The sequence below is a fragment of the Armatimonadota bacterium genome, from assembly GCA_023511795.1.
Taxonomy (GTDB): Bacteria; Armatimonadota; UBA5829; order DTJY01; family DTJY01; genus JAIMAU01.
Genome location: JAIMAU010000006.1, coordinates 93,384 through 114,959 on the forward strand (window position 1 = coordinate 93,384; position 21,576 = coordinate 114,959).

Below are 21,576 nucleotides of genomic sequence, written 5' to 3' on the forward strand. Positions count from 1 at the left end.
AGCGTTCCTTTATTGCGGATGGATTTTAACCTGCCTACATGTTGTCTTTAGTACTCGATGCTAAACTGGACGAAGTCCGTTGAGCTCGAGTGAGAAGTGCTCTTGATAGTAGTATACTGCCGCAGCCTGACCTCACCTGAAGCTGAGATATAACTCGCCGGGGAAGTTGTGCTCCAAGTTATGGTGACATCACTATTGCCCACCGTTCTGCTATCTATCTCCACCCATGACGAGGTGGACCAATTGTAAAGGTACAGCTTTTGATTCAAAGAGGTGGAGAGCTTACCATCAAATGTGATGCTAAGCTTCGTCACGCTACCGGGTGCCTCCGCTATTGAGACACTGCTGTACCAATCAATAATCTGGCTTTGACCTTGCTTTGCAGAGTTGATCACCAGATATGAGGAATCATTCGAGGCTAAGTTGCTTACAGAACCCGAGGCCACACTGCCTTTTGTAAGCGTGATTGACGTGGGCGCATAGTTCTTGGTCTGGACGCCAGGTGTAGTTGCATAGGCTGGAGCACTTTGAGCCGATTCGTTGCCCGCTGCATCATAAGCGCTAACCGTATAGGTATAGCTGGTGTTCGGCGAGCAAGTGGTATCTGAATAGCTGGTTGCGGTCGAGATACCAATCTGAGCACCATTTCGGTAGATTTTATAGCCAGCAACTCCTATATTGTCCGTGGACGCAGTCCACGAGAGATCAACACGGGTCTTGGACACCGGCGTGGCAGTCAGGTTTGTCGGCACACTCGGTGGTTGGGAATCTATATCACCGACTTTCAAGAACCTCGCCGCGTCAGCCATGACCACCAGACTGGCTTCGCCTGTAGCATTGCCAAGCCTCAGGTAGCCGCCAGTTCCAGTAGCAAACGGTTTGGAGCTGACCAAAATGTTCCAACGGCCACCGTTCGTCTGTTGATTAACCTCAACCAGCTGGGAGCCGCCGTTCCAATACACAGCGTATGGTGCCTTTGTGGAACGGTTGGTTCCCTGCGGATACCAGCAGTAGACATCATAGTAACCAGCCAATTGAATGTTTGGCCTCCAAGTAGCTGTGCCTGTCTCGGTTGTCTGCGTGCCTATATAACGGTAATCCGACCCATATTTATCCACAGACATTGTGCCAGTAGACCATGTCCCAGTGAACGTAGCGTCAGGATTGTCAATAATGAAATCGGTAGTCGCGGGCGTAGTCACGACTGCTGGAGCGCTTTTCCCAGACTCGTTCAGGGCACCATCGTAAGCCGTTACTTCGTAGGTATAGGTTGTATTCGATGAGCATGTTGTATCGGAGTAACTAGTGGTTGTGCTCACGCCGATTTGTGAGTTATTCCTATAGATTTTGTAGCCAACAACGCCTACATTATCGGTCGAGGCGCTCCATGTAAGGTTTACCTGAGTGGGTGAAACTGGCGTAGCGGCAAGGTTCTGCGGCACACTCGGCGGCTGGGTGTCTGGTTCACCACCCACCTGGATTGACTTTTGAACAGTTGCACCAAACCATGTTACGCCATCGCGAACCATCCGCCAATCGGTGATGTAGTTACCAGGTGTAGTTGGTGCCGTCAAAGTGAACGTCCAAGTATATGTATCGCCCGGGTTCACCTCTCCTGATTATAGTATGGCGGGTTTGGGTTGTAAATGGGTCGGAATCATCAACCGCACCAAGCCTGAATGCCTTTGCCTCCGACCAAACTACTCCCCTATTGCGTAGCGTAATACTGACTTGTCTGACTTCTCCGGGCGCCATTTGGGAGGGTATAGTGTCGCTCACATATTCCGACGAATAGAAACCCCAGGTAGGAGTTGTTCCGAAATACTGACAGATGCCTTTGTAGATTCCCCACATAGCGCCTGAAGTCCAGAACGAATCCCTCAGCCTAATGGCATCGAGGTCGCAAGTGTCATGGAAGGCTAACTCAATGAGAATCGCCGCCCTATCTGGGATTCGGATTTCGCCATATGCTCCGTTCGAGTCAGCCTTTCCTCGGTCTACCCATCCCGAGTCACCGATTTCATTGCGGATTGTGGATATTAGACTATCGTGAACCGCATTAGCAAGATTTTGGCTGACATTACACCAAGCAGCATGCTCAGCGGAGCAATCGTAATAGGTAATCGTGCCTGTCGGGCACGTTGTGCCATAGCAGTCACCTTGATAGCCATTTGTGGAGGGAAATGTAAATGTTTGTGTTGTCGTAGTCTGAGGCAAGTGGTCTCGCACGTATATCGTCACTTGATTCGCTGGCACCAGTTCCTAACGTGCAGTCGCCAGTATAGCTAGCATATACACTACACGGATATCCTACATGCTGGAGCCAGTAGGATGCACCCATTTTCCACCAATCCTGATTGGAAAGCGGACAAGTACCATAGTTCTTGTCTGTACAACGGACCATCTTGACAAGCATGCCGTCGGCTTCAAGGTAAGACTTTAGATATATCGAGTAAGTAAGGTTATGGAAGTCCTCCTGGTCAAGTGGCGCACAGTAGACGGGACGGGCTGTATACCAACCACTGCCATTCCAGTATATACCATGGCCTGGTGAGAGCGTTATGCTCCGTCCGCTTAGAGATTGAATGCCAACTTCGCCGGTGGGCTCAGTTGCTCCAGCAGGCTCGATTTCGGGCGCAGGCGGCAGGAAGTTCGACATAAGTTCTCCATTGACTGTGAGCCTTATGCTTTTTCTTGGGATGAACTGCTCCACTGTTGCCTTCGTTTGCTTGAAGATTGCCTCTAACCTAGCTTCGTCAAGCCCCGCTAGCACCTCTTCGGAGAAGTCCACTACTACCGTGTCCCCCTCAATATTCATGCCTTTGATTTTCGTGCCCCTTGGGATCGCTGAACCTAGCCCGCCAGCACCGTATACCATCTCAGGCCCTGCAGCAAGTGCGCTTAGGGCGGAGATTGGATCCGCTATTGCAGGGTCATTGATGCCGACCATTGAGCCGTCCTGGCTCAAGAAATACACCGTGCCTGACTGGCACGCTCCTCCTAAGAGCAAGCTTAGAAAAAGAGTCAGGGGCAAAATAAGGTGGAATGGAAAACGCATGCCTTTCATTGGCATCCCTCCCGAGAGATAAAATTCCGCACGGCAGCATGAAGATCGTTGGTGGCCTCCGGGAGAAATGCTAGCAAGTAATGGCTAGCTAGCGTGGAACGATCATCTGTGAGTGCCGAGCGATACCAAAGCCATTTTAATTTATTATTAAGTGTTTGTCAACTAAATAAACTACCGTAAGATAGATTTGATTCCTACCCTCGATGGAAGTCTTCCCAACCCACGTCAAACTTGATAATACCAAATAAACTGTTTTAGCAACGCAGTTGCTTGCTCCTATTTCATAAGCGTGCTATAATGCCCACCGAAGTCTATTTGAATGCGCACCGAGGCAAGAACATGATTATGCGCTTTGTCAGCGGGATTATTGGCATTCCGCTGATGATTCTCTCGCTTCTCGTATGGAAGGGAACACCCTTCATCTTAGCTATTGGATTGCTTTCGCTGCTAGGGTTGAACGAGTTCTACCGAGGTGTGCGCAGGACCGGCGCCGAACCCCAGGAATGGCTTGGCGTTGGGTGTGTAATACTTTTCCTTTTTGCCGCACGAGAGAGGTTCAATCCACCAGTGATTTTAATGCCGGGCGTTTTGACCTTCTTTATAATTTCCAGCTTGTCCATTGAGCTCTTAAAACGCGACCGGGCCCCGATTCGGAATCTCGGTGTGACATACCTGGGAGTAATCTATGTCGGCTGGCTGTTCTCCTATCTAGTGGCTCTCCAAAGCATCCCAGGAAAAACCCAAATGAAAATCACTGGCTTCGAGGTTCCATGGGGAGCATGGCTTGTACTATTTGTCGTTTTCGCAGCATGGGCGGCGGATACTGGAGCATACTTGATAGGTCGAAAATGGGGTTATCATAAAATGACACCAGTTCTAAGCCCCGGGAAAAGCTGGGAGGGTGCACTTGCTGGCATCACATGGTCCGTCGCTATGTGCGTGGTTATGGGGCTACTCGTCTCGATGCCGTGGGTCCACATTTTGGTGCTTGGCGTTAGCATCGCACTCGTAAGCTTGGTTGGCGACCTGGTAGAATCATCCTTGAAGCGCGAACTTGGACTCAAAGACTTTGGCAGCGTCCTACCGGGCCATGGGGGAATTCTTGACCGCTTTGATGGTCTTTTCTTTGCGGCTCCGTTCTTCTATTACTACGTCACACTTGTTATGAAATTTTAGCACCAATCTAAATCATCCAGGACTTTGGAAAATTTATAAACAACCAAATTGGCTTATAAACAGCTTGAATTTTCCCATTGCACTAAATTAAAAACTACTTTGAGATCTTCAACCGGCTTTTGATGTTGAATTTTGGAGGATAATAAAAATGGCTGCCGGACCAGGACTCGAACCTGGAACATCGTGGTCCAGAGCCACGCGCTCTACCATTGAGCTATCCGGCAGCGCACTTACATGATATCATGCATTGGGTTAGATGTCAACTCCCCGTCTTTAGCGACTTTTCGATTTTTGCCCACGTATCGCGAAGTGTAACTGTGCGGTTGAAAACCAACCTCTCGGGAGTAGAATCCTTGTCTACGCAAAAGTATCCTATGCGCTCAAATTGGTATTTCGTGCCGGGTTTCGAGCCAACAACGCTAGGTTCAACAAAGCAATCGGTCACCACAAGCGAATTTGGATTAAGGTTTGATAAATAACTTTGCCCAGGCTCCACATCATCTGGATCCGGCTTCAGGAATAGATGATCGTAGAGCCTTGCCTCAGCTTGGACAGCATGCCGGGCAGAAACCCAATGCAACGTTGCTTTTACCTTGCGGCCGTCGGGTGCATCTCCGCCGCGAGTAGCTGGGTCATACGTGCAGTGCAGTTCCTTTACTTCGCCATTTTTTTCTTTGACAACCTTTTCACACTTGATGAAATAAGCATTCCGAAGCCTTACCTCACGTCCGGGCGCTAATCGGAAGAATTTTGGCGGCGGCTCTTCACGAAAGTCATCGCGCTCGATATAAAGCTCGCGCGAGAACGGTACTTTGCGAGTTCCAGAGCTAGGGTCTTCCGGGTTGTTGATAACATCTAGCTCCTCAACTTGGTCTTCGGGATAATTAACCAAAACAACCTTGAGCGGATTCATTACCGCCATCCGTCGCTCTGCGCGTTTATTAAGATCATCTCGAATGCAATCCTCCAAAACGGCAATATCAACTACGCTCTCGGTTTTGGCAACCCCAATTCTCCTGCAGAACTCCCGAATTGCTTCGGGTGTATAGCCACGTCTTCGAAGACCGGCCAGCGTTGGCAGCCGAGGGTCATCATATCCATTTACATAGCCGCCGTTTACAAGCTCGATAAACCGCCGCTTGCTCATAACGGTATAAGAGAGATTAAGGCGCGCAAATTCGATTTGTCGCGGATGATAAATCCCCAATTGATCAAGGAACCAATCATAAAGCGGGCGATGATTTTCGTATTCCAGTGAGCATAGGGAATGGGTAATTCCCTCGATTGAGTCTTCGAGGCCATGAGCCCAGTCATACATGGGATAAATGCACCATTTATTTCCCTGGCGGTGGTGGGCTTTGTGCATAATCCGATACATAACTGGGTCGCGCAAGTTCATGTTTGGCGAAGACATGTCAATCTTCGCCCGCAAGGTGCGCGCACCATCAGGAAATTCACCTGCCCGCATACGCTTGAAGAGGTCGAGGTTCTCTTCAACACTACGATTACGATAGGGGCTTTCGATACCAGGCTCCGTTGGAGTACCTCGCGTTCTGCTAAGCTCTTCTGCAGAAAGGTCGCAAACATATGCCTTGCCTTTTTTTATAAGTTCAATTGCCCATTCATACATCTGCTCAAAGTAGTCCGAAGCAAAAAACAAGCGGTCACCCCAATCCACACCTAGCCAGCGAACATCCTCTATAATGGCATCCACAAATTCTTTCTCTTCTGTTGCTGGATTGGTATCATCGAACCTAAGGTTGAAAAGCCCCCCAAACTCCTGCGCAATGCCATAGTTAATCCACACAGCCTTAGCATGGCCGATATGCAAATAGGCATTCGGCTCAGGAGGAAATCGAGTATGAACGTGGTCAAACCGCCCACTACGAAGATCCTCTATTATAGCCTCCCGGATAAAGTCGGTCGGGCTGTCGCTAGATACTTCTCTTTTTCCCTTCATTCCCAGGCAATCTCCCTTTTTTATAACCTGATCGCTTCTTATGATAGCATTCTGGACAGAAAATTGCCAGAACCCGAAAAGTTTCATCTTTTATTTTGCCACCCAGCTTGCAAACTAATTGCGGCTAGAAGGATTGAGAGCGGGATAAGCGAATCTACCAATGTATGCAAATAAAGTCAACCACAAAGGAGCATTAGAAGATGGTCAAGGAAATCAAAGTGCAGGAACTTGATCCCGAGCGCTTCATAAGCGAAAAGGTCAAAGAGATTAGAGATATAGTAGGCGATGGCATGGCAATTAACGCTCTTTCAGGAGGCGTAGATTCGTCAACAGTCACCATGCTAGGACACATTGCCTTAGGCGACCGACTAAAAACAGTTTTCATTGATAACGGCATTATGCGCGAAAACGAACCCAAAAACGTGCAAAGCCTATTTCGCGAACTTGGAGTAAAGGTTGACATAGTCGACGCTCGAAACGAGTTCTTTACAGCCCTCAAAGGAATCACCGATCCAGAAGAAAAGCGTGAAGCGATCACTCAGACCTTTTATAAAAAGGTATTCGGCCGAATTGTGAAGGAAAGCGGGGCAAAATACTTGCTCCAGGGCACGATTCTAACCGATGTTGATGAAACGGTTGCAGGCATCAAACGCCAGCACAACGTTTTCGAGCAACTTGGCATCGACCCACAGTCAGCATTTGGCTATAAAATCATTGAGCCACTTATCCAACTCAGAAAAGATGGGGTTCGCAAGCTAGCAGAAGCATTGGGACTGCCAGCCAAGGTATATGAGCGCATTCCATTCCCAGGCCCTGCATTAGCTGCTCGCGTGATTGGCGAGGTTACGCCCGAGCGTATAGAAACTGTAAGAAAAGCGACAGCCATTGTCGAGCGCCTGCTAATAGAAACCGGCGCGTTTCAGTATATGGCTATTCTCCATGAGGATAAGGTTACAGGCATTCGTAATGGGAAGCGCGAATTTGGCCAGCAAATAGAAATTCGATGTTGGGACAGCGTTGATGCGCGAATCGCCACTCCTACAAGACTTTCCTTTGACATACTAGAGAAATTAGCCTTTGAAATCACAAGCAAGGTGCCCGGCGTGGTGAGTGTAACATACAACATTACGCCGAAACCACCTTCCACTATTGAGGCAGTCTGAGCAAGAAGATGCAGGCTATTAGGACGAGGTCCTACGAGACGCAGCATTGGATTGCGTAATCCAAAGCCTTTCCTTAACAGGCGTCCGTTGTGAAATCCCTTAGGAAGGATGATTAATAAATGGCAGAAAAGGTTAGAATAGGCATCGTTGGCGTTGGGTCACGCGGGATTGGTCTCTTAAGCATTTTGCTCCAATTCCCAAACACAGAAATCCGAGCAATCTGCGACGTCAACGACTTTGCCGTTAGAAATGCCCTAGACATAATTGAGCGAAAGGCCGGCATCAGAGCGGACGCGCACAAAGATTGGCGCAACCTATGCGACCGAGACGACCTGGATGCGGTAGTAATTGCTACTCAATGGGAATGGCATGCACAAATCGCAATTGGCGCAATGAAGGCCGGCAAATATGTAGGAGTAGAAGTCCCTGCATGCATGACAATCGAAGAATGCCATGAGCTTATAAAAATATCAGAGCAGACCAGCATGCCCTGCATGATGCTAGAAAACGTAAACTACCTCCGCAGTGTGCTTGCCATTACGAGAATGGTGCGAGAGGGAATCTTCGGTGAGTTGATTTATGCTGAAGCAGGCTATCAGCATGACTGCCGCTCGCTGGCTTTTACAGAAGATGGACATCTCACTTGGCGCGGGCATTTCTTTGCAGAAAAGAACGGCAATCAGTATCCTACCCATGCCATTGGGCCTATCGCATGGTGGCTCAACATCAATAGAGGTGACCGATTTGTCCGTCTGAGAAGTGTGAGCTCGAAGTCTCGTGGGCTGAGGGAATACGCACGGGCGAAGTTTGGGCCCGACCATCCGCTCGCTAACCGCGAATATGCCCAGGGTGATATCAATACAACTATCCTCGAGACCGCAAACGGCGTGACTGTAACTCTCTACTTCGATGTATGTTCGCCCCGCCCTTATGACCCCATCTTCCGCCTGCAGGGAACAAAGGGAATTTGCGAGGGAAGCGCTGAACGAATCCACATCGAAGGAATGTCACCCAAAGACCAGTGGGAACCCTTAAGTTCGTATTTGGAAAAGTATGACCACCCACTTTGGAAAAGCATGGAGTCAGAAGCGCTTAGAAATGCTGGCCATGGTGGTTGCGATTATGTAGTAATGCATGAATTTGTAAAAGCAGTTCGCAATCGCACACAAACACCCCAAGATGTCTACGATGCAGTAACCTGGAGTGCGATTATCCCGCTTTCCTTCGAGTCAGTAAAAAATGGCGGCACACCTGTGGAATTCCCCGATTTCACATCTGGCAGGTGGAAAACCACCCTGCCACTCTCGGTTTAAAGCGCTGACGCCTATAAAACCAATTTTCCCAACACAAAACCGTAAAAAATCAACCATCCACACTCTCCAAGAGTGGTATAGGTGAGCATTGCAAAAGCAATGATATGTCGGTACAATAAACAAGAAACCTATGTCAAAGCTACCTAAAACCTTTAGTACTGCTAATCAGCTATCAACAACGAACCACTGATCACTAAAAGGACACACCATGAAGCTAGGAATTGACGAATTACTTCGGAATCGAACTTTACAAAAGGCTATCGAAGGCAAAAGGCTAGCTCTTCTTGGGCATCCTGCTTCCGTAACGCATGACTGCATGCATACTTTGGATGTGCTGTTCGAATTACCGGGCTTGAAAGTTATTGCGGCATTTGGGCCACAGCATGGAATGCGCGGCGATAAGCAAGACAACATGATAGAATCGGAGGACTATATCGACCCAAGGTTTGGCATTCCTGTTTTCAGCCTATACGGAGAAGTTCGCCGCCCGACCAGCGCCATGTTGGACGTGTTCGACATACTCATTGTTGACCTTCAAGACGTGGGCACGCGAATTTACACATTTGTTACAACTATGACGTATATGCTTGAGGCCTGCGCTGAACACAAGAAAAGCATGTGGGTGCTTGACAGGCCAAACCCTGCTGGCCGCCCAATCGAAGGAACAATTCTCGAACCTGGTTGGGAAAGTTTTATCGGATGTGGCCCGCTCATCATGCGCCACGGCCTTACCGTTGGTGAGATTGCCCGTTGGTATGCAGACCTCAAACATCTTGATTTGGACCTGAGAGTCGTTCCAATGGAAGGTTACAACCCCAACGAAGCACCGGGGTACGGATGGCCGATTCTAGAACTATCATGGGTCAATCCTAGTCCAAATGCTTCCAGCCTAAACATGGCTCGTTGCTTCCCCGGAACAGTGCTTTTCGAGGGCACAACGCTCTCCGAAGGGCGAGGCACCACAACTCCGCTTGAGGTCATAGGCGCTCCAGATATTGATTTCGAGCGAATACTTAAACGCATGCGCTCCCTCGCACCAGAATGGCTACAGGGATGCTTTATCCGACCGTGCTTCTTCGAGCCAACCTTCCACAAGCACGTCGGCAAACTCTGCTCAGGCATACAAATCCACACGGATAACGATCACTATAAGCACGACCACTTCAGACCATATCGGATTGGCGCACTCGCGCTTAAAGCCATTCGGCTTGAATACCCCGACTATGAAATATGGCACAACCTTCCCTATGAGTATGAAACCGAGCGCCTAGCAATTGACCTACTATCAGGCGGCACATTCCTGCGCGAGTGGGTGGACAATCCGAGCAGTACACCAGCAGACTTTGAGGCTCGTCTTTGTCCTGATGAGCAAGCTTGGGCTGAAATCCGTAAACCATACTTGCTATATTGAAAGCTACTTGCATCCATACACAACCAAATCATAAAAGACAATACCGCCAAACAGCGGAGGAGTTCGCAGCTCTTTCTAACAAATATAAGAAAAAATACGACATCCAAGGAGACGACTTGCCATGCCCAAGTCGATGATTATGCTAATAATATTATGCCTCACTATAGCAGCGGCCAATGCAGTCGAAAGAAGCCCCTACGGTGGCTGGACCGCGCTGAAGGGGAAAGCCACCTGTTTCTTTCATGTCGAGAAAATCGGCGATAAGTGGTGGTGCATTGACCCATCCGGAGCAGCGTTCTACGCAATAGGAACCGACCACTGCAACTACAATGTCCATTGGTGTGAAGCGCTAGGTTATGCTCCGTATGCTCAGAATGTCCGCAAAAAATATAACAACGATGAATCTGCCTGGGCGAAGTCGGCAACCGACCGCTTGAAACAGTGGAACTTCAATGCCCTTGGTGCAAACAACTCACCATCAACTCGAGGGCGCGGCCTTGCGTATATGGAATTCTGCGGCCTTGGCGCGGATTACGCTGGGAAAGATCCCCTTGTACAACGCGTCCATTGGACCGGCTTCCCAAACGTCTTCAACCCTGCGTTCGAAAAATACTGCGAAGAAAGAGCACAAGCGCAGTGTGCACCACTAAAGGACGACCCCTGGCTTTTCGGATGGTTTCTTGACAACGAACTCGAGTGGTATGGCAAAGGTGGCGGCGATGCTGGCCTTGCAAATGAAGCAATAAAACGCCCTGCGAACCATGAGGGCAAAAAAGCACTTGTAGAGCTTCTTAAGAAAAAATACCAAAAAATCCAAGAATTCAATGCCGCATGGGGAACATCGTTTAACAATTGGGAGGAAGCGCTCAATTCTTCGAATTGGAACGAACTTGCAACTGAAAAAGTCTTTCAAGACAAAATCGAATTTGTCCGTCTTTGCGCTGAGAGGTACTTCGCCATTACAACGAAAGCCATTCGAAAGGCAGACCCAAATCACATGATACTTGGCTGTCGATTCGCAGGAAATGCACCGCCAATTTGGGATATCGCTGGAAAGTACTGCGACATAGTAACTTTCAACATCTACGGCCAGGTTGATTTACAAAAGCTAGAGCCGATTGGCTTAGTGGAGACTATTACAAAGTGGCATAAGCAGGCAAAGCGTCCGATGATGGTAACCGAGTGGAGCTTCCCTGCGTTGGATTCCGGTCTTCCCTGCCGTGCAGGAGCAGGCATGCGAGTTCGAACCCAAGCCGAGAAAGCAAAATGCTTCGAGGTATACCAAAAAACTTTCTTTTCCCTACCCTTCATGGTAGGAAGCGACTACTTTATGTGGGTGGACGAACCTGCCCTTGGAATTTCAAAAAACTTCCCAGAAGATAGCAACTATGGGCTCGTGGATGTAAACGATGAACCCTGGAAACTTTTCACAGATACCGTGGCCAAAGTAAACGCCAAAGTATACGAAATTCACAGCGGGCGCACATCCGAGCTAAGCATAACCGGCGTGGAAATTGCTGATGCAGAGGGTGGCAAGGAAGCACAAATTAAAATCAAGAACACCGGGGTAATTGATGCAAAGTCGCCCGTATTAGTAAGAGTCGACGACAGACAAGTGAAGCCAACCTTATCAATCCCGGCGGGAGGTTACGGATATGTTCAAGTTAAGTATCCTCTGAAGCCGGGGGCACACTACATCGAAGCGGAAGCTGACCCCGATGGCTTGCTAAACGAAGTCAAACTAGGCGACAACCGAATATCGAAGTTTATCTACGTTCCCGGCGCCTTTGGTAGAAAAAAGGGCATCCCCATCGGAATCTTCGGAAAGTCTGCTGGCAAGTTTACGATTTCTATTCCCCTTTCAAAGGCATCCAGCCTCTTAAAGAAAGGCATACCCCCCGAGCAACTAAAATTGATGGATGCGGAGGGCATGACAGTCCAAGCTGAGATATTTGATCTCGACAACTCAGGAACAGTGACAGCGGCGGATGAGTTGGCATTCGAAATCCAAGTCCCTGCATCCCAACCGCAGACATTATTTCTAGAGATCGCACCAAAGCCCTGCGATAGTGATATCACAATAATCAAACCAAGGAAAGCACACTCGTTTAATCATGGTAGCAAAGGGCTTAGAATTACAAAAGCATTCAATAGTGGTAAGGCGATAGACGCTGTTAATCTTGATGACATGCCAATGGGTTCATTTGAAGTACTTATCCAGCAGGTTGCCGGCGACACGTGGTGGGACCGTCCAGACTGCACCGAAGAGTTGGTCATTTGGGCTGGATCAACGCGTACAAGATGCGAGGTGACGTTGAGCAGAAAAACACCTGGCACTGTCTCAGGTCCATTCGCCTTCTGCACAAAATACGCTTTTGAATTTTTTCCAAAGAAAAACTGGTTCACCGCTCGGTTTATATCTCTTACGAACACCGACAACCGGCCGTGGACGATGGAGAGTTACTTCTACTATCCACAGTCGGCTATTGGCGGGAGTATGGAGGATGACGAGGTGGGACTTGTCGGAGCATGTGGGACGGGCGCTTGGATTGATCAGAAGGCAGGCGGATGCTACGGAATCATTGCACCTTCCTCATCGGGTGTGACAGTCTATTTCTGGAAGGACGATGCTGGCAACGAACACGCAGACGCAAGAAAAACAACAAGCAAGTTGTTAAAGCCAGGAGAGACTTTTGCCCAACCTGGCGAGCCAGTATTCATATTCTGTGCAACGACAAAGAATGACCCGGAGCCATGGAAGGCGTTTGAACAGGAGATTGGATTACTGCCAAAATGGGAAATATTCCGATAGAAGAGGCTGGTCGACAAAATCGTTCTTTTCACTCTTGATTTGTGAAAATTACTGTGTAAGTCCTCGAGAAGCTGAGGCGTCAAAATCCCGCTTATTTGTTTGGCAATCTTCACCAAACGCTATGCGCATTAGATTGGTGGCAGCATTCAAAAGGATGGCACCTCTAGCGGCGTCAGGATCGTCCACGATCAATCGCCATATGCCAGATTCAGTCCGAGAGCCACGTGCGAAGATAAACGCTTTGTCGCTATCATCCTCAAGCTCAATTCGCCAACCGCCGGTTTCGTCGCCGGTCCGCTTCTCCACTTGGTCTGTCCCCTCAAAGTTGACGAACCGGTAGGAACGATAACTGGTTGATAACAAGGGCCAAATCTTGCGCACAAAGAGATCCTCCATGCGAGCCTTTATTTCGCCATGAGGCAAGGCAGATCCTTCTATGCGCAGCATGCGATTGAAGTGCTGAGGTAGGATAGCAAGTATCCCAGGCAGACGAAGCTTACCATTCGGCGGAGTAAAGCCGTTTCTTGTGAAGGCCCACCACAGTTGTTCTGCCAGTTTCGGTTCCTCATCACCAAGAGCCGCACACAAGGCAGTCTGAAGGCCATCACGACAGGTAGATTCCCCGAATATCGTTCCACCATTTGGCCCCTCAACGCCAACAGGCACATCATACCCATTTCGACGCAGTTGGTGCATCTTGGTGACGACATTGATTTCACCGGTCTCAACCATAAAAACCTCTGCGCCGAATATGCGAGCAACTTTTTCAGAAATGCCAGAGGTTGCATCCGAGACAACAACCGCCAATTTTCCGCCATGTTTGCCCGAGCTCTCCCTATGCGCAAGTACAAGAGCGATGTTCATTGCCGCTACTTTTTGGGGATGAATGATTGCATCTTCATCATTACCAGGCAAGACGATGTTCCCGCGGTCAGCATCATAATCGAACGCAATTCCAAACCTTGCATTCCTCCGCTGGGCAGCGCGGGAAATTCTTAAAAGCATATGGCGACCGCTGGCCGGGTCAACGCCATCAGTATCAATTGAATGCTCTGGATAGCCAATTTCAGCATTCTCTTCGATGGCCCGCACGCCGAAGTGCTCAAGAACCCTGGCACCGATTCCGCACGCAGCACCACCGTTCGGGTCGAGGAGCGCCGGACCTAAGGTAAGGGGTTTTAGACAATGTGGTATAATCCCCCATTCTTTCCCAATGGTGTCAAGATAGCCACGTTCTGCCCTTACTCGGTGAAAGCTATTACTTATGACTACTTGAGCAATGCTTTTTTCATCAATTTTATTAATTGAGGTTAGGAAATCGGCGACATCTCCGTCGGCAATTTTGCGTACCTGCTTTACAATAGCCGCCATAGTGTATGCAGATAAGAGTGCACCAGGTGGAGCATTTCTTGAATCCGTCATTCGAACACCGGTGAGAAATTTGAACCCATTGTCGGTCAGCGGGTTATGGCTGGCTGTGATCATAACCCCGCCAGATGCTTTCAGGACTCGAACAGCTGTCTCAAGAATCGGGGTAGTAATGATGTCCAAATTGAGGATTTTTAGACGGCTTCTCGTGGAAACAGCCCCTGCAAGAAATCCACAGATAAGGGCCGAAGCAATGGCCTCGCCCGTTGGCCTGGGGTCTCTGCCTATTAGAAGCGTTCCCCGTGTTGTTCCCCCAAGTACATGCCTTGAATAAGCAAAACCATATGCTATTGCAAGTGCTTCCTGAGCGTCCGATATCCCTGGCCCACTTCCAAAAGAAGTTCGGACACCTGAAAATGACTGTACCAGAGAAGAATCCGCAAGCGCTTCGCTCAGAAGTCTTATAATAGACTCGCTAACTTTCATATCTACTCCGACCTTAGTTTATCGAAAAACAAGGTCAGATGTCTAGATTCTCACACATAAACTCACTGAGGACCCCTGAAAACGGAAAAGGTGGGTACAAGTAGTGCTTTGCTAACAATTTCGGCAATTATAAGGCCCAACACAAAAGAAGCGCCTATTTTTGCACCTTGAACTCGACTGGCATATCGGTAGCCATGAAAGAGGATTACAATCGACCATATAGACAAGCCAACAATCACAAGAAGACTAATAAGAAGCAGAGGTGTCATCATCTCCTCTGGCCGAACCACAACTTGGCCGCGCGCCAAAGTAACCGCTGCCAAAAAGACCTTTCTCACGGCAGGTTGAGCAATGACAAGCGCCGCAATTATATAGGGGAAGCGTGCTAACCCTGCCGCCGCTAGATGTGCACCAATACCCCCATTTCCTCTAAAAATTTTTGACGCTAAAAAAAGGAAAACTCCAAGACTCAACCAGGCAATCAAAGATTCGGAAATCAGCAAGCCGGCTGGCGAAGTCCCTGCCGTTATGTGCATATCTAGCGCTCCATCGAGATGAACCTGCCCAAAAACTGCTACTACAGTTAAGGCAATTATGATGAGCAATCCTATTACAAATCCTTTGCCTTTACCCAAAATTGCAAGCGGATTGTAAAGAATTCTCCAATCCATTACAAACACCTCCTAGTCCAAAAGGTTACTATAGCGTTGTTCCCAATTGCTTTGCAACAAAAACCTAAATATAGCAAGCGGATAATAGTATATCATGCCACCAACTGTTCTTTAAAAATGCTGAGCTTTGCTACACTTATTGACAAATTGAAAGCAAATGGCGTAGCTTAAATCCAGCAAATCCGCTCCAAGTGGACGAAAGAGACGTGCGAATGAGAAAATATCTTCCTGCTACCGTGGACTTAATTGTTTACAAGGTTACAGGCGCTCTCATTGCCTTTGTGATATTGATGCTTGCACTTGCAGGCGGACTGACTATGCTGCGAATGCCCGTCGTAATAATCATGTACAGTTTGGCAGGCGCAATAGCTATAATTCTCGGCATCGGCTGGCTGATAAGGCCATCACGATATGAGGTAGGCAACTATAAGATTATAATTGCAAGGACTTGGCCATTTCCGCCAATTACAATCCGTTTATCTGATATCAAAGATGTCCGCCATTTAACTCTAGAATCGCTCAAGCCCGCCTCGCTTGCACTTCCATGGATTTTTGGCTACTCAGGCCGCTTTAAAAGTAACGAACTTGGCGACTTATTTATTTCGGCAACGGGAATTAAAGAGGTTGTCCTTGTAGAAACAAATGACGGGAAATTTATCCTAAGCCCATCGAACCCAAGGCGCTTTGTGAAGCACATGCATGACGCAATAGGCAGGTAACTGAACCAACCTCATTGTCAGCCTTCCAGCTAAATACTTTCAAGATAAGGCATTAGCACATAATTACAACTTTTTAATGATGCTCCACCTATTAAACATATGGAAAAAGCCAGATTAAACCTGCACTTCGACTCCTTCTTTGCTTTCAACTTCTGAAGGAACAACCGCCAATCGCCCGAGTAGTCTACGCTTTCTATCCTGCCATCCAGCCATCAAGTCATCGAAGACGGAATAGAGCGTTGGAACTACTACAAGCGTAAGTAATGTGGATACAATCAACCCCCCAATAACCGCAATTGCCATGGGTGCACGGAACTCAGATCCGCGCCCAAGCTTTAGGGCAGTCGGCAACATACCAAATATCATGGCAAAAGTTGTCATTAGAATGGGCCTCAACCTTGTTGGACCAGCCTCGAGAATTGCCTCATTTCGTTCCTTGCCCCTACTTCTGAGGGTATTGGTATAGTCAATTAGCAGGATTGCGTTCTTTGTCACCAAACCCATGAGCATGATAATACCAATCATGGAAACAATGCTCATAGTCTCGCCCGTAATCACAAGAGCAAGTATTGCTCCAATCAGCGCCATTGGTATGCTAAACATTATGATGAATGGATTCAGAAGGGATTCGAACAGAGCAGCCATAAGCATGTAGACGAGTAGAATTGCGAGGATTAGCGCACTGCGCATATGCCCGAAGCTTTCCCCCATCATCTCCACTTGGCCACCCCAGCGATAACGCACATTCCCCATGTCAATCGCTTTTAGATTATTATCAATCGCCCTCCTCACCCCTTGGAGGGCATATCCCGGCATTAGGTCAGCTGTGACAGATATTTTTCGCTGACGATTCTTCCGCTCAATCATAGTCGGTCCGGTAGTTTTCACAATATTAGCGACATCTTGAAGAAAAATTGGCCTACCATTCACCGAACCTACAACTGTGCGGCCAACATCAGACAGACTATAACGATCGTATTCGTTCAACCGAACTCGAATATCATATTCCTTTCCTTCTTGCCGAAATTTGGTATCAGTATTGCCCGCTATTGACATGCGCAAAGCTGAGGCAATCTGCCCTACTGTCAGCCCCATATTTGCCGCTTTCAAGCGATCAATGTTTGCCTTTAACTCTGGTTTGCCAACCTTCCATGAGAGGTCTGCGTTCATTACGCCTGGGGTACCAGCCACGATATTTTTCACTTTTTCAGCAATCTGGTTTCGTTCGGCATCCGTTCCACCTGTAAGTTCAATATCAATTGGCATCTGGCCGCCACCCATGCTAGCTTGGGCTTTCACTTTGATAATTGCACCCGGGATATCTCCTATTTGCCGCCCAAGGTCCCTAGCTATTTCAGAATCCAAACGAACTCGCTTGCGTTTATCTTTCGGAGTGAAGGGCCGCAAAATTCGGTCAAATGTGCTTTCCTTCTCCTTGAGGGCAATTGTTACTTCCGCAAAGTTCGGGCCAGTCGAACCTGCTTGAATTCTGCCACCCCCGCTAGTACCGACCTTGGTGAAGATATCCTTCGCCTCGGGGATCTTGGCTGCAATATCCTCAACATGAGCTGCCACAGCATCCGTGGCGGCTAGGGAAGTACCTGCAGGCATTTCAATGCTGACGCCAACTGCACCCTGGTCAATTTCTGGGAAAAAGTTGGTACCAAGGAATGCGCCCGCCACCAAAAAAACAAAGAGCAGAGAACCAAACCCAATGGTAATAACTTGCCATCTATGTCCTAGTGCCCAAGATAAGACATTTCTGTAACGTCTATCCAGGGAGTGATAAAATTCATCGAACTTGGCAAACAATCCCGTCTTCGCTTCCACTGCCTCATCCTTGCGGTACCATCTCGAAGCAAGCATGGGCGTGAGCGTAAACGAAACTAGGAGCGAAAAGAGAGTCGCTGATGCAACAGTTATGCCGAACTCCCTAAAAAACATGCCGACGATTCCACCCATAAAAGCAATGGGCACGAAAACAACGACATCAACCAGCGTTATCGTAATAGCCGCCAGACCAATTTCGGTTCGTCCATTTAACGCTGCCTCTGGTGGCGACTCTCCCTTGGACAAGTGGCGGTAGATGTTTTCGAGAACAACAATCGAGTCGTCAACCAAGATGCCCACTGCCAAAGACAAACCCATCATAACCATCATATTCAGGGTAAAGCCGGCAAAGGATATCGGGATGAATGTGGCTATAATTGACGTTGGGATGGCGATGGCAACAATGAATGTGCCTCTGATGTTATGCAGAAAGAGAAAAACAATTAAAACCGCAAGGAATGCGCCGAGAAAGAGGCTCACATTAACATCCGAAAGCGCTTCGCGTACGCGCTCTGACTGGTCAAGCACGATTGCAATCTCGACATCTTTAGGAAGGATGGCTTTCAAAGCATTGAGCTCTTCCTTTGCGGCATCAACTACTTCAACAGTGTTGGCATCCGACTGCTTAATGATTTCAATGCCGATGCTTTCCTTTTTTTGGAGGCGAGTAAGCTGTTCGCGCTCTGCTGTCGTGTCCTTAACCTCTGCTATATCGCTTAAAGTCAGCACTCGCATGTTGTTCTTTGGTCCAGGGAAGCTCAATTTCAGATTGCGAATATCATCTACGCTTTCAAACTCACCCACAGCTCTAATTGCATAGTCGCGCCTTCCTTCTGTTATCCGTCCACTAGGGAGGTTAAGGTTGGCTACTGCAATTGCTTGCGCAATTTGATTTATCGAGAGTCCGTATGCTTCGAGACGGCTTTTATCAACATTTACCTGTATTTCACGAATATCGCCGCCGGTAATGTTAACAGATGCCACACCCTTTAGCTTGCCAAGCTGGTCTTTGATTACATCGTCTGCGATCTCCCTTAGCTCCTTTGCAGGCCGCCTGCTCGACATGCCGAGCGTCAATACGGGAATAGCACCAACGTCAACCTTTTGAATTACCGGCGCTTCAACATCACTAGGTAGCTTGTCCCTTGCCGCATCAACTTTGGCGCGAACGTCAGCCATTGCTACGTCAACATCGGTTTCCAATTCTAGCTCAATGCCAATAATCGAGATGCCTTCTTGAGAATAGGACACCAAATTCTTCATACCATTGACAGCACCTACGGCGTCCTCAATTGGCTTGCTTACAAGGGTCTCTATCTCCTCTGGACCTGCCCCGGGGTATACAGTCATTATGGTTATAAAAGGAAACTGTATCTTGGGGTATAAGTCGGTGGGCATTCGCGATCTGGACTTAATGCCCAACACAGCAATTGCTGAGAACAGCATCAATATGACAATTGGGCGTTTGATTGATAGGTTAGTCAACCACATGAACTTTCACTCCATCGGAAAGCTTATCTTGGCCGCTCACGACTACTTGGTCGCCGGCCTTGATTCCATCTAAAATTTCTGCTTCGTCCCGAGTCATGAACCCCACTCGGACTTTGCGCAGGTGGGCAACCGAATCGATGATTTGGTAGATGGCATAGCCGCCACCATCTATCATCAATGCATCCTTAGGTATAATCACCGTATTGCTATGGCGGGCAACGCGTATGTTGCCCCTAGCAAACATGCCGGGCTTTATCTCATTATGTGGATTAGGCACTGAAATCCACACCCTAAGCTGCCTCGTGCTGGTATCCGCTGTTGGCAATACTTTCAAAACACTGCCCGTAAATTTGCGGTTTGGAAAAGCATCTACTTGGACCTCTACGGGCTGGCCTGATTTGATCTTCTGAATATCAACTTCCGATACGGCGGCGTCGAAATAGACTGTATTCAACGCTACAATCTCGATTAGTGGCACGCCAGGCGTCGCCATCTGCCCAGGCTCAGTCATACGCTTTGATACTATTCCAGAAATGGGGGTGCGAATATAAGCGTTCTCCAGCTGTTGTTTCGCATAAGCCAAGTTTGCTTCAGCTTGGGCAACACCTGCTCTCGCAGATTTAATATCCTCAAGCCTTAATTCCTTTTGGCTGCGGTTTGCCAGAGCTATCCGAAGAGCCTCTTCGGCTTGTTCGACTTGCTTCTGCGCTGCCTCGATTTCCTCTTCACGTGCTCCTGCTTTCACCAAGCTTAATTGTTGTTTTGCGCTTTCATACTGGGCTAATGCGACATCGTATTGCGTTTGCGCCTGGTCCATCTGAAGCGGCGAGATGGCACCTTGGGCAAAGAGATTTCTCATTCGCTCTAGATTCGACTTCGCATTGTCATAGTTGGCTTTCGCGGAAGCGACAGCGTTCTCTGCTTGGGCGATTTCCTGGCTTCTAGCGCCCTTCTTAAGCATTTGCAGGCGGGCTTTTGCTGCTTCTAGCGCAGCTTTTGCTGATACAATCTGCGCTTCAGTCTGCGTATCTGAAACACTTTTTGTAGTAATCGCCTGAGAAAGTCGAGCTCTGGCTGCTTGAAGAGCTGCTTCGGCTTGCTGAACTTGCGCTCTCAGGTCGGACGTATCCTGCTGAACTACAACAGCGCCCGCGCTAACCCCATCACCCTCCCGGTAGGGTACTGAGACTACGCGGAGCGGCGCCTTAGCTGATAATGTGACGGTCTTGAGCGCCTTAATATCGCCCGATACCTCGATTAACGAATCCATAGTCCCAATTTGCGCAAATGCAGTTTTTACTGAAACATTCACGTCTGATTGGCCAACTGGCTTACTTGTCTTCCGTCCAATCTGTCTTGATACAAATACTCCGAACAGAACAACTATGATTAGTAAAATATAAATAGTGACCTTTAATTTACCTCTTGCCATTTTTCCCCTCGAAAATTTTATCGTTCAGGCCAGTATTGACCCGGTAATTTGAGAAACTCATATATATCACCGCCGGCTTCTGCGTTGCAGGCTTCTTCCCTGCCTGAGAACCTGGAATCGGTGGGATGATTATAGTAGCGTAAGATCGTGAGGGTAACCAAATTTTATCGGCTACCTTTGTGTACTGAAGCTGCATTCTTGTGGATGGACCCCAATCAGGATTTGAGTTTATTCGAAGTATTAACCATCGCCGATTATCTATCCACAGAGTAGTATCTACACTGCGCCCTTCGCGCTCATAGGATGCTTTGACAACATGACAACGACAACCGTCAACGAACTCAGTTCCGACAAGCGAGAGTTTAGATGCCGCCATTATCTCTCGCACTGGATTGCCAACTAATAGCCCCTGCTTCGGAATAATGGCAAATCCTTCCTTGCTTTCGACATAAAGCTTGTTTGGTTTCTTAAAATAGATTTTCACCGCCGTCTCAGGTACATGGATGGTGGACGATTCAACCTTTATCTTTGCTTCAACAACATAGTCTCGAACGGCGTCGTAGTTCGCAGCGGCCTTCTCTAGAATCTGCTTTGCAGTTAGAGTCCCTGCAACTGTTTGTACACAACCTAAAATATAAATTAGTAACGCCGCACATACTATTGCCATCAGAGCTCGT

General features: G+C 48.2%; 15 protein-coding genes and 1 tRNA gene. 6 read left to right on the top strand and 10 right to left on the bottom strand.

Translation table 11 applies throughout. The annotated features are described in order from the left end of the window. Positions 1-47 precede the first annotated feature (47 nt). The 3 genes from K6T99_07450 to K6T99_07460 are packed head-to-tail and all read right to left on the bottom strand — an operon-like array spanning position 48 to position 3,067. Positions 48-1,574 carry a hypothetical protein gene (locus K6T99_07450; GenBank protein ID MCL6519656.1) on the bottom strand — a complete coding sequence of 509 codons (1,527 nt, stop codon included), beginning with the start codon at positions 1,572-1,574 and terminating at the stop codon, positions 48-50. Continuing rightward, a complete protein-coding gene (locus K6T99_07455) occupies positions 1,549-2,241 on the bottom strand; it encodes a hypothetical protein (protein MCL6519657.1) in 693 nt (230 codons plus the stop codon). Before K6T99_07455 ends, K6T99_07450 begins: the two co-directional genes overlap by 26 nt. After that, entirely contained in the window at positions 2,156-3,067 is a 912-nt protein-coding gene (locus tag K6T99_07460; GenBank protein MCL6519658.1) for a GerMN domain-containing protein, read from the bottom strand. The genes K6T99_07455 and K6T99_07460 overlap by 86 nt, the downstream gene beginning before the upstream one ends. 339 nt (positions 3,068-3,406) lie before the next feature. Between K6T99_07460 and K6T99_07465 the strand changes: the two genes are divergently transcribed. Then, on the top strand, positions 3,407-4,243 hold the full coding sequence (locus tag K6T99_07465; protein ID MCL6519659.1) for a phosphatidate cytidylyltransferase: 837 nt from the start codon (positions 3,407-3,409) through the stop codon (positions 4,241-4,243). Between the two features lie 149 nt (positions 4,244-4,392). Here K6T99_07465 and K6T99_07470 read toward each other — a convergent pair. Both K6T99_07470 and K6T99_07475 read right to left on the bottom strand, forming a co-directional pair. Continuing rightward, positions 4,393-4,467 (bottom strand) — tRNA-Gln (locus K6T99_07470). A 35-nt stretch (positions 4,468-4,502) separates the two neighbouring features. After that, positions 4,503-6,203 (bottom strand): glutamine--tRNA ligase/YqeY domain fusion protein, encoded by a 1,701-nt coding sequence (locus tag K6T99_07475; GenBank protein ID MCL6519660.1) that lies wholly within the window; start codon positions 6,201-6,203, stop codon positions 4,503-4,505. A 200-nt stretch (positions 6,204-6,403) separates the two neighbouring features. Here K6T99_07475 and K6T99_07480 point away from each other — a divergent pair, with 200 nt between their 5' ends. The 4 genes from K6T99_07480 (at position 6,404) to K6T99_07495 (ending at position 12,902) form a co-directional block, all read left to right on the top strand. Then, positions 6,404-7,366 carry an ExsB family transcriptional regulator gene (locus K6T99_07480; GenBank protein ID MCL6519661.1) on the top strand — a complete coding sequence of 321 codons (963 nt, stop codon included), beginning with the start codon at positions 6,404-6,406 and terminating at the stop codon, positions 7,364-7,366. Between the two features lie 119 nt (positions 7,367-7,485). After that, positions 7,486-8,679: a Gfo/Idh/MocA family oxidoreductase gene (locus K6T99_07485; GenBank protein MCL6519662.1), complete on the top strand. Its 1,194-nt coding sequence runs from the start codon at positions 7,486-7,488 to the stop codon at positions 8,677-8,679. A 208-nt stretch (positions 8,680-8,887) separates the two neighbouring features. Next, positions 8,888-10,090, top strand: a complete 1,203-nt coding sequence (locus K6T99_07490) for a DUF1343 domain-containing protein (protein MCL6519663.1) — start codon at positions 8,888-8,890, stop codon at positions 10,088-10,090. 121 nt (positions 10,091-10,211) lie between these two features. Next, positions 10,212-12,902 carry a beta-galactosidase gene (locus K6T99_07495; protein MCL6519664.1) on the top strand — a complete coding sequence of 897 codons (2,691 nt, stop codon included), beginning with the start codon at positions 10,212-10,214 and terminating at the stop codon, positions 12,900-12,902. A gap of 48 nt (positions 12,903-12,950) precedes the next feature. Here K6T99_07495 and K6T99_07500 read toward each other — a convergent pair whose 3' ends face one another. Continuing rightward, positions 12,951-14,756 carry a hypothetical protein gene (locus tag K6T99_07500; GenBank protein MCL6519665.1) on the bottom strand — a complete coding sequence of 602 codons (1,806 nt, stop codon included), beginning with the start codon at positions 14,754-14,756 and terminating at the stop codon, positions 12,951-12,953. A gap of 62 nt (positions 14,757-14,818) precedes the next feature. Further along, complete coding sequence (locus tag K6T99_07505; GenBank protein ID MCL6519666.1) at positions 14,819-15,427, bottom strand: YIP1 family protein; 609 nt, start codon at positions 15,425-15,427, stop codon at positions 14,819-14,821. Between the two features lie 212 nt (positions 15,428-15,639). On the opposite strand from K6T99_07505, the gene K6T99_07510 reads away from it, so the two are divergent. After that, a complete protein-coding gene (locus K6T99_07510; GenBank protein ID MCL6519667.1) occupies positions 15,640-16,146 on the top strand; it encodes a PH domain-containing protein in 507 nt (168 codons plus the stop codon). 114 nt (positions 16,147-16,260) lie between these two features. Here the strand turns inward: K6T99_07510 and K6T99_07515 are convergent, their stop codons facing one another. The 3 genes from K6T99_07515 to K6T99_07525 are packed head-to-tail and all read right to left on the bottom strand — an operon-like array spanning position 16,261 to position 21,566. Next, on the bottom strand, positions 16,261-19,467 hold the full coding sequence (locus K6T99_07515) for an efflux RND transporter permease subunit (protein ID MCL6519668.1): 3,207 nt from the start codon (positions 19,465-19,467) through the stop codon (positions 16,261-16,263). Continuing rightward, positions 19,454-20,899, bottom strand: coding sequence for an efflux RND transporter periplasmic adaptor subunit (locus tag K6T99_07520; protein MCL6519669.1), 1,446 nt, complete (start codon positions 20,897-20,899; stop codon positions 19,454-19,456). Before K6T99_07520 ends, K6T99_07515 begins: the two co-directional genes overlap by 14 nt. Beyond that, entirely contained in the window at positions 20,886-21,566 is a 681-nt protein-coding gene (locus tag K6T99_07525; protein ID MCL6519670.1) for a hypothetical protein, read from the bottom strand. Before K6T99_07525 ends, K6T99_07520 begins: the two co-directional genes overlap by 14 nt. Positions 21,567-21,576: the final 10 nt, after the last annotated feature.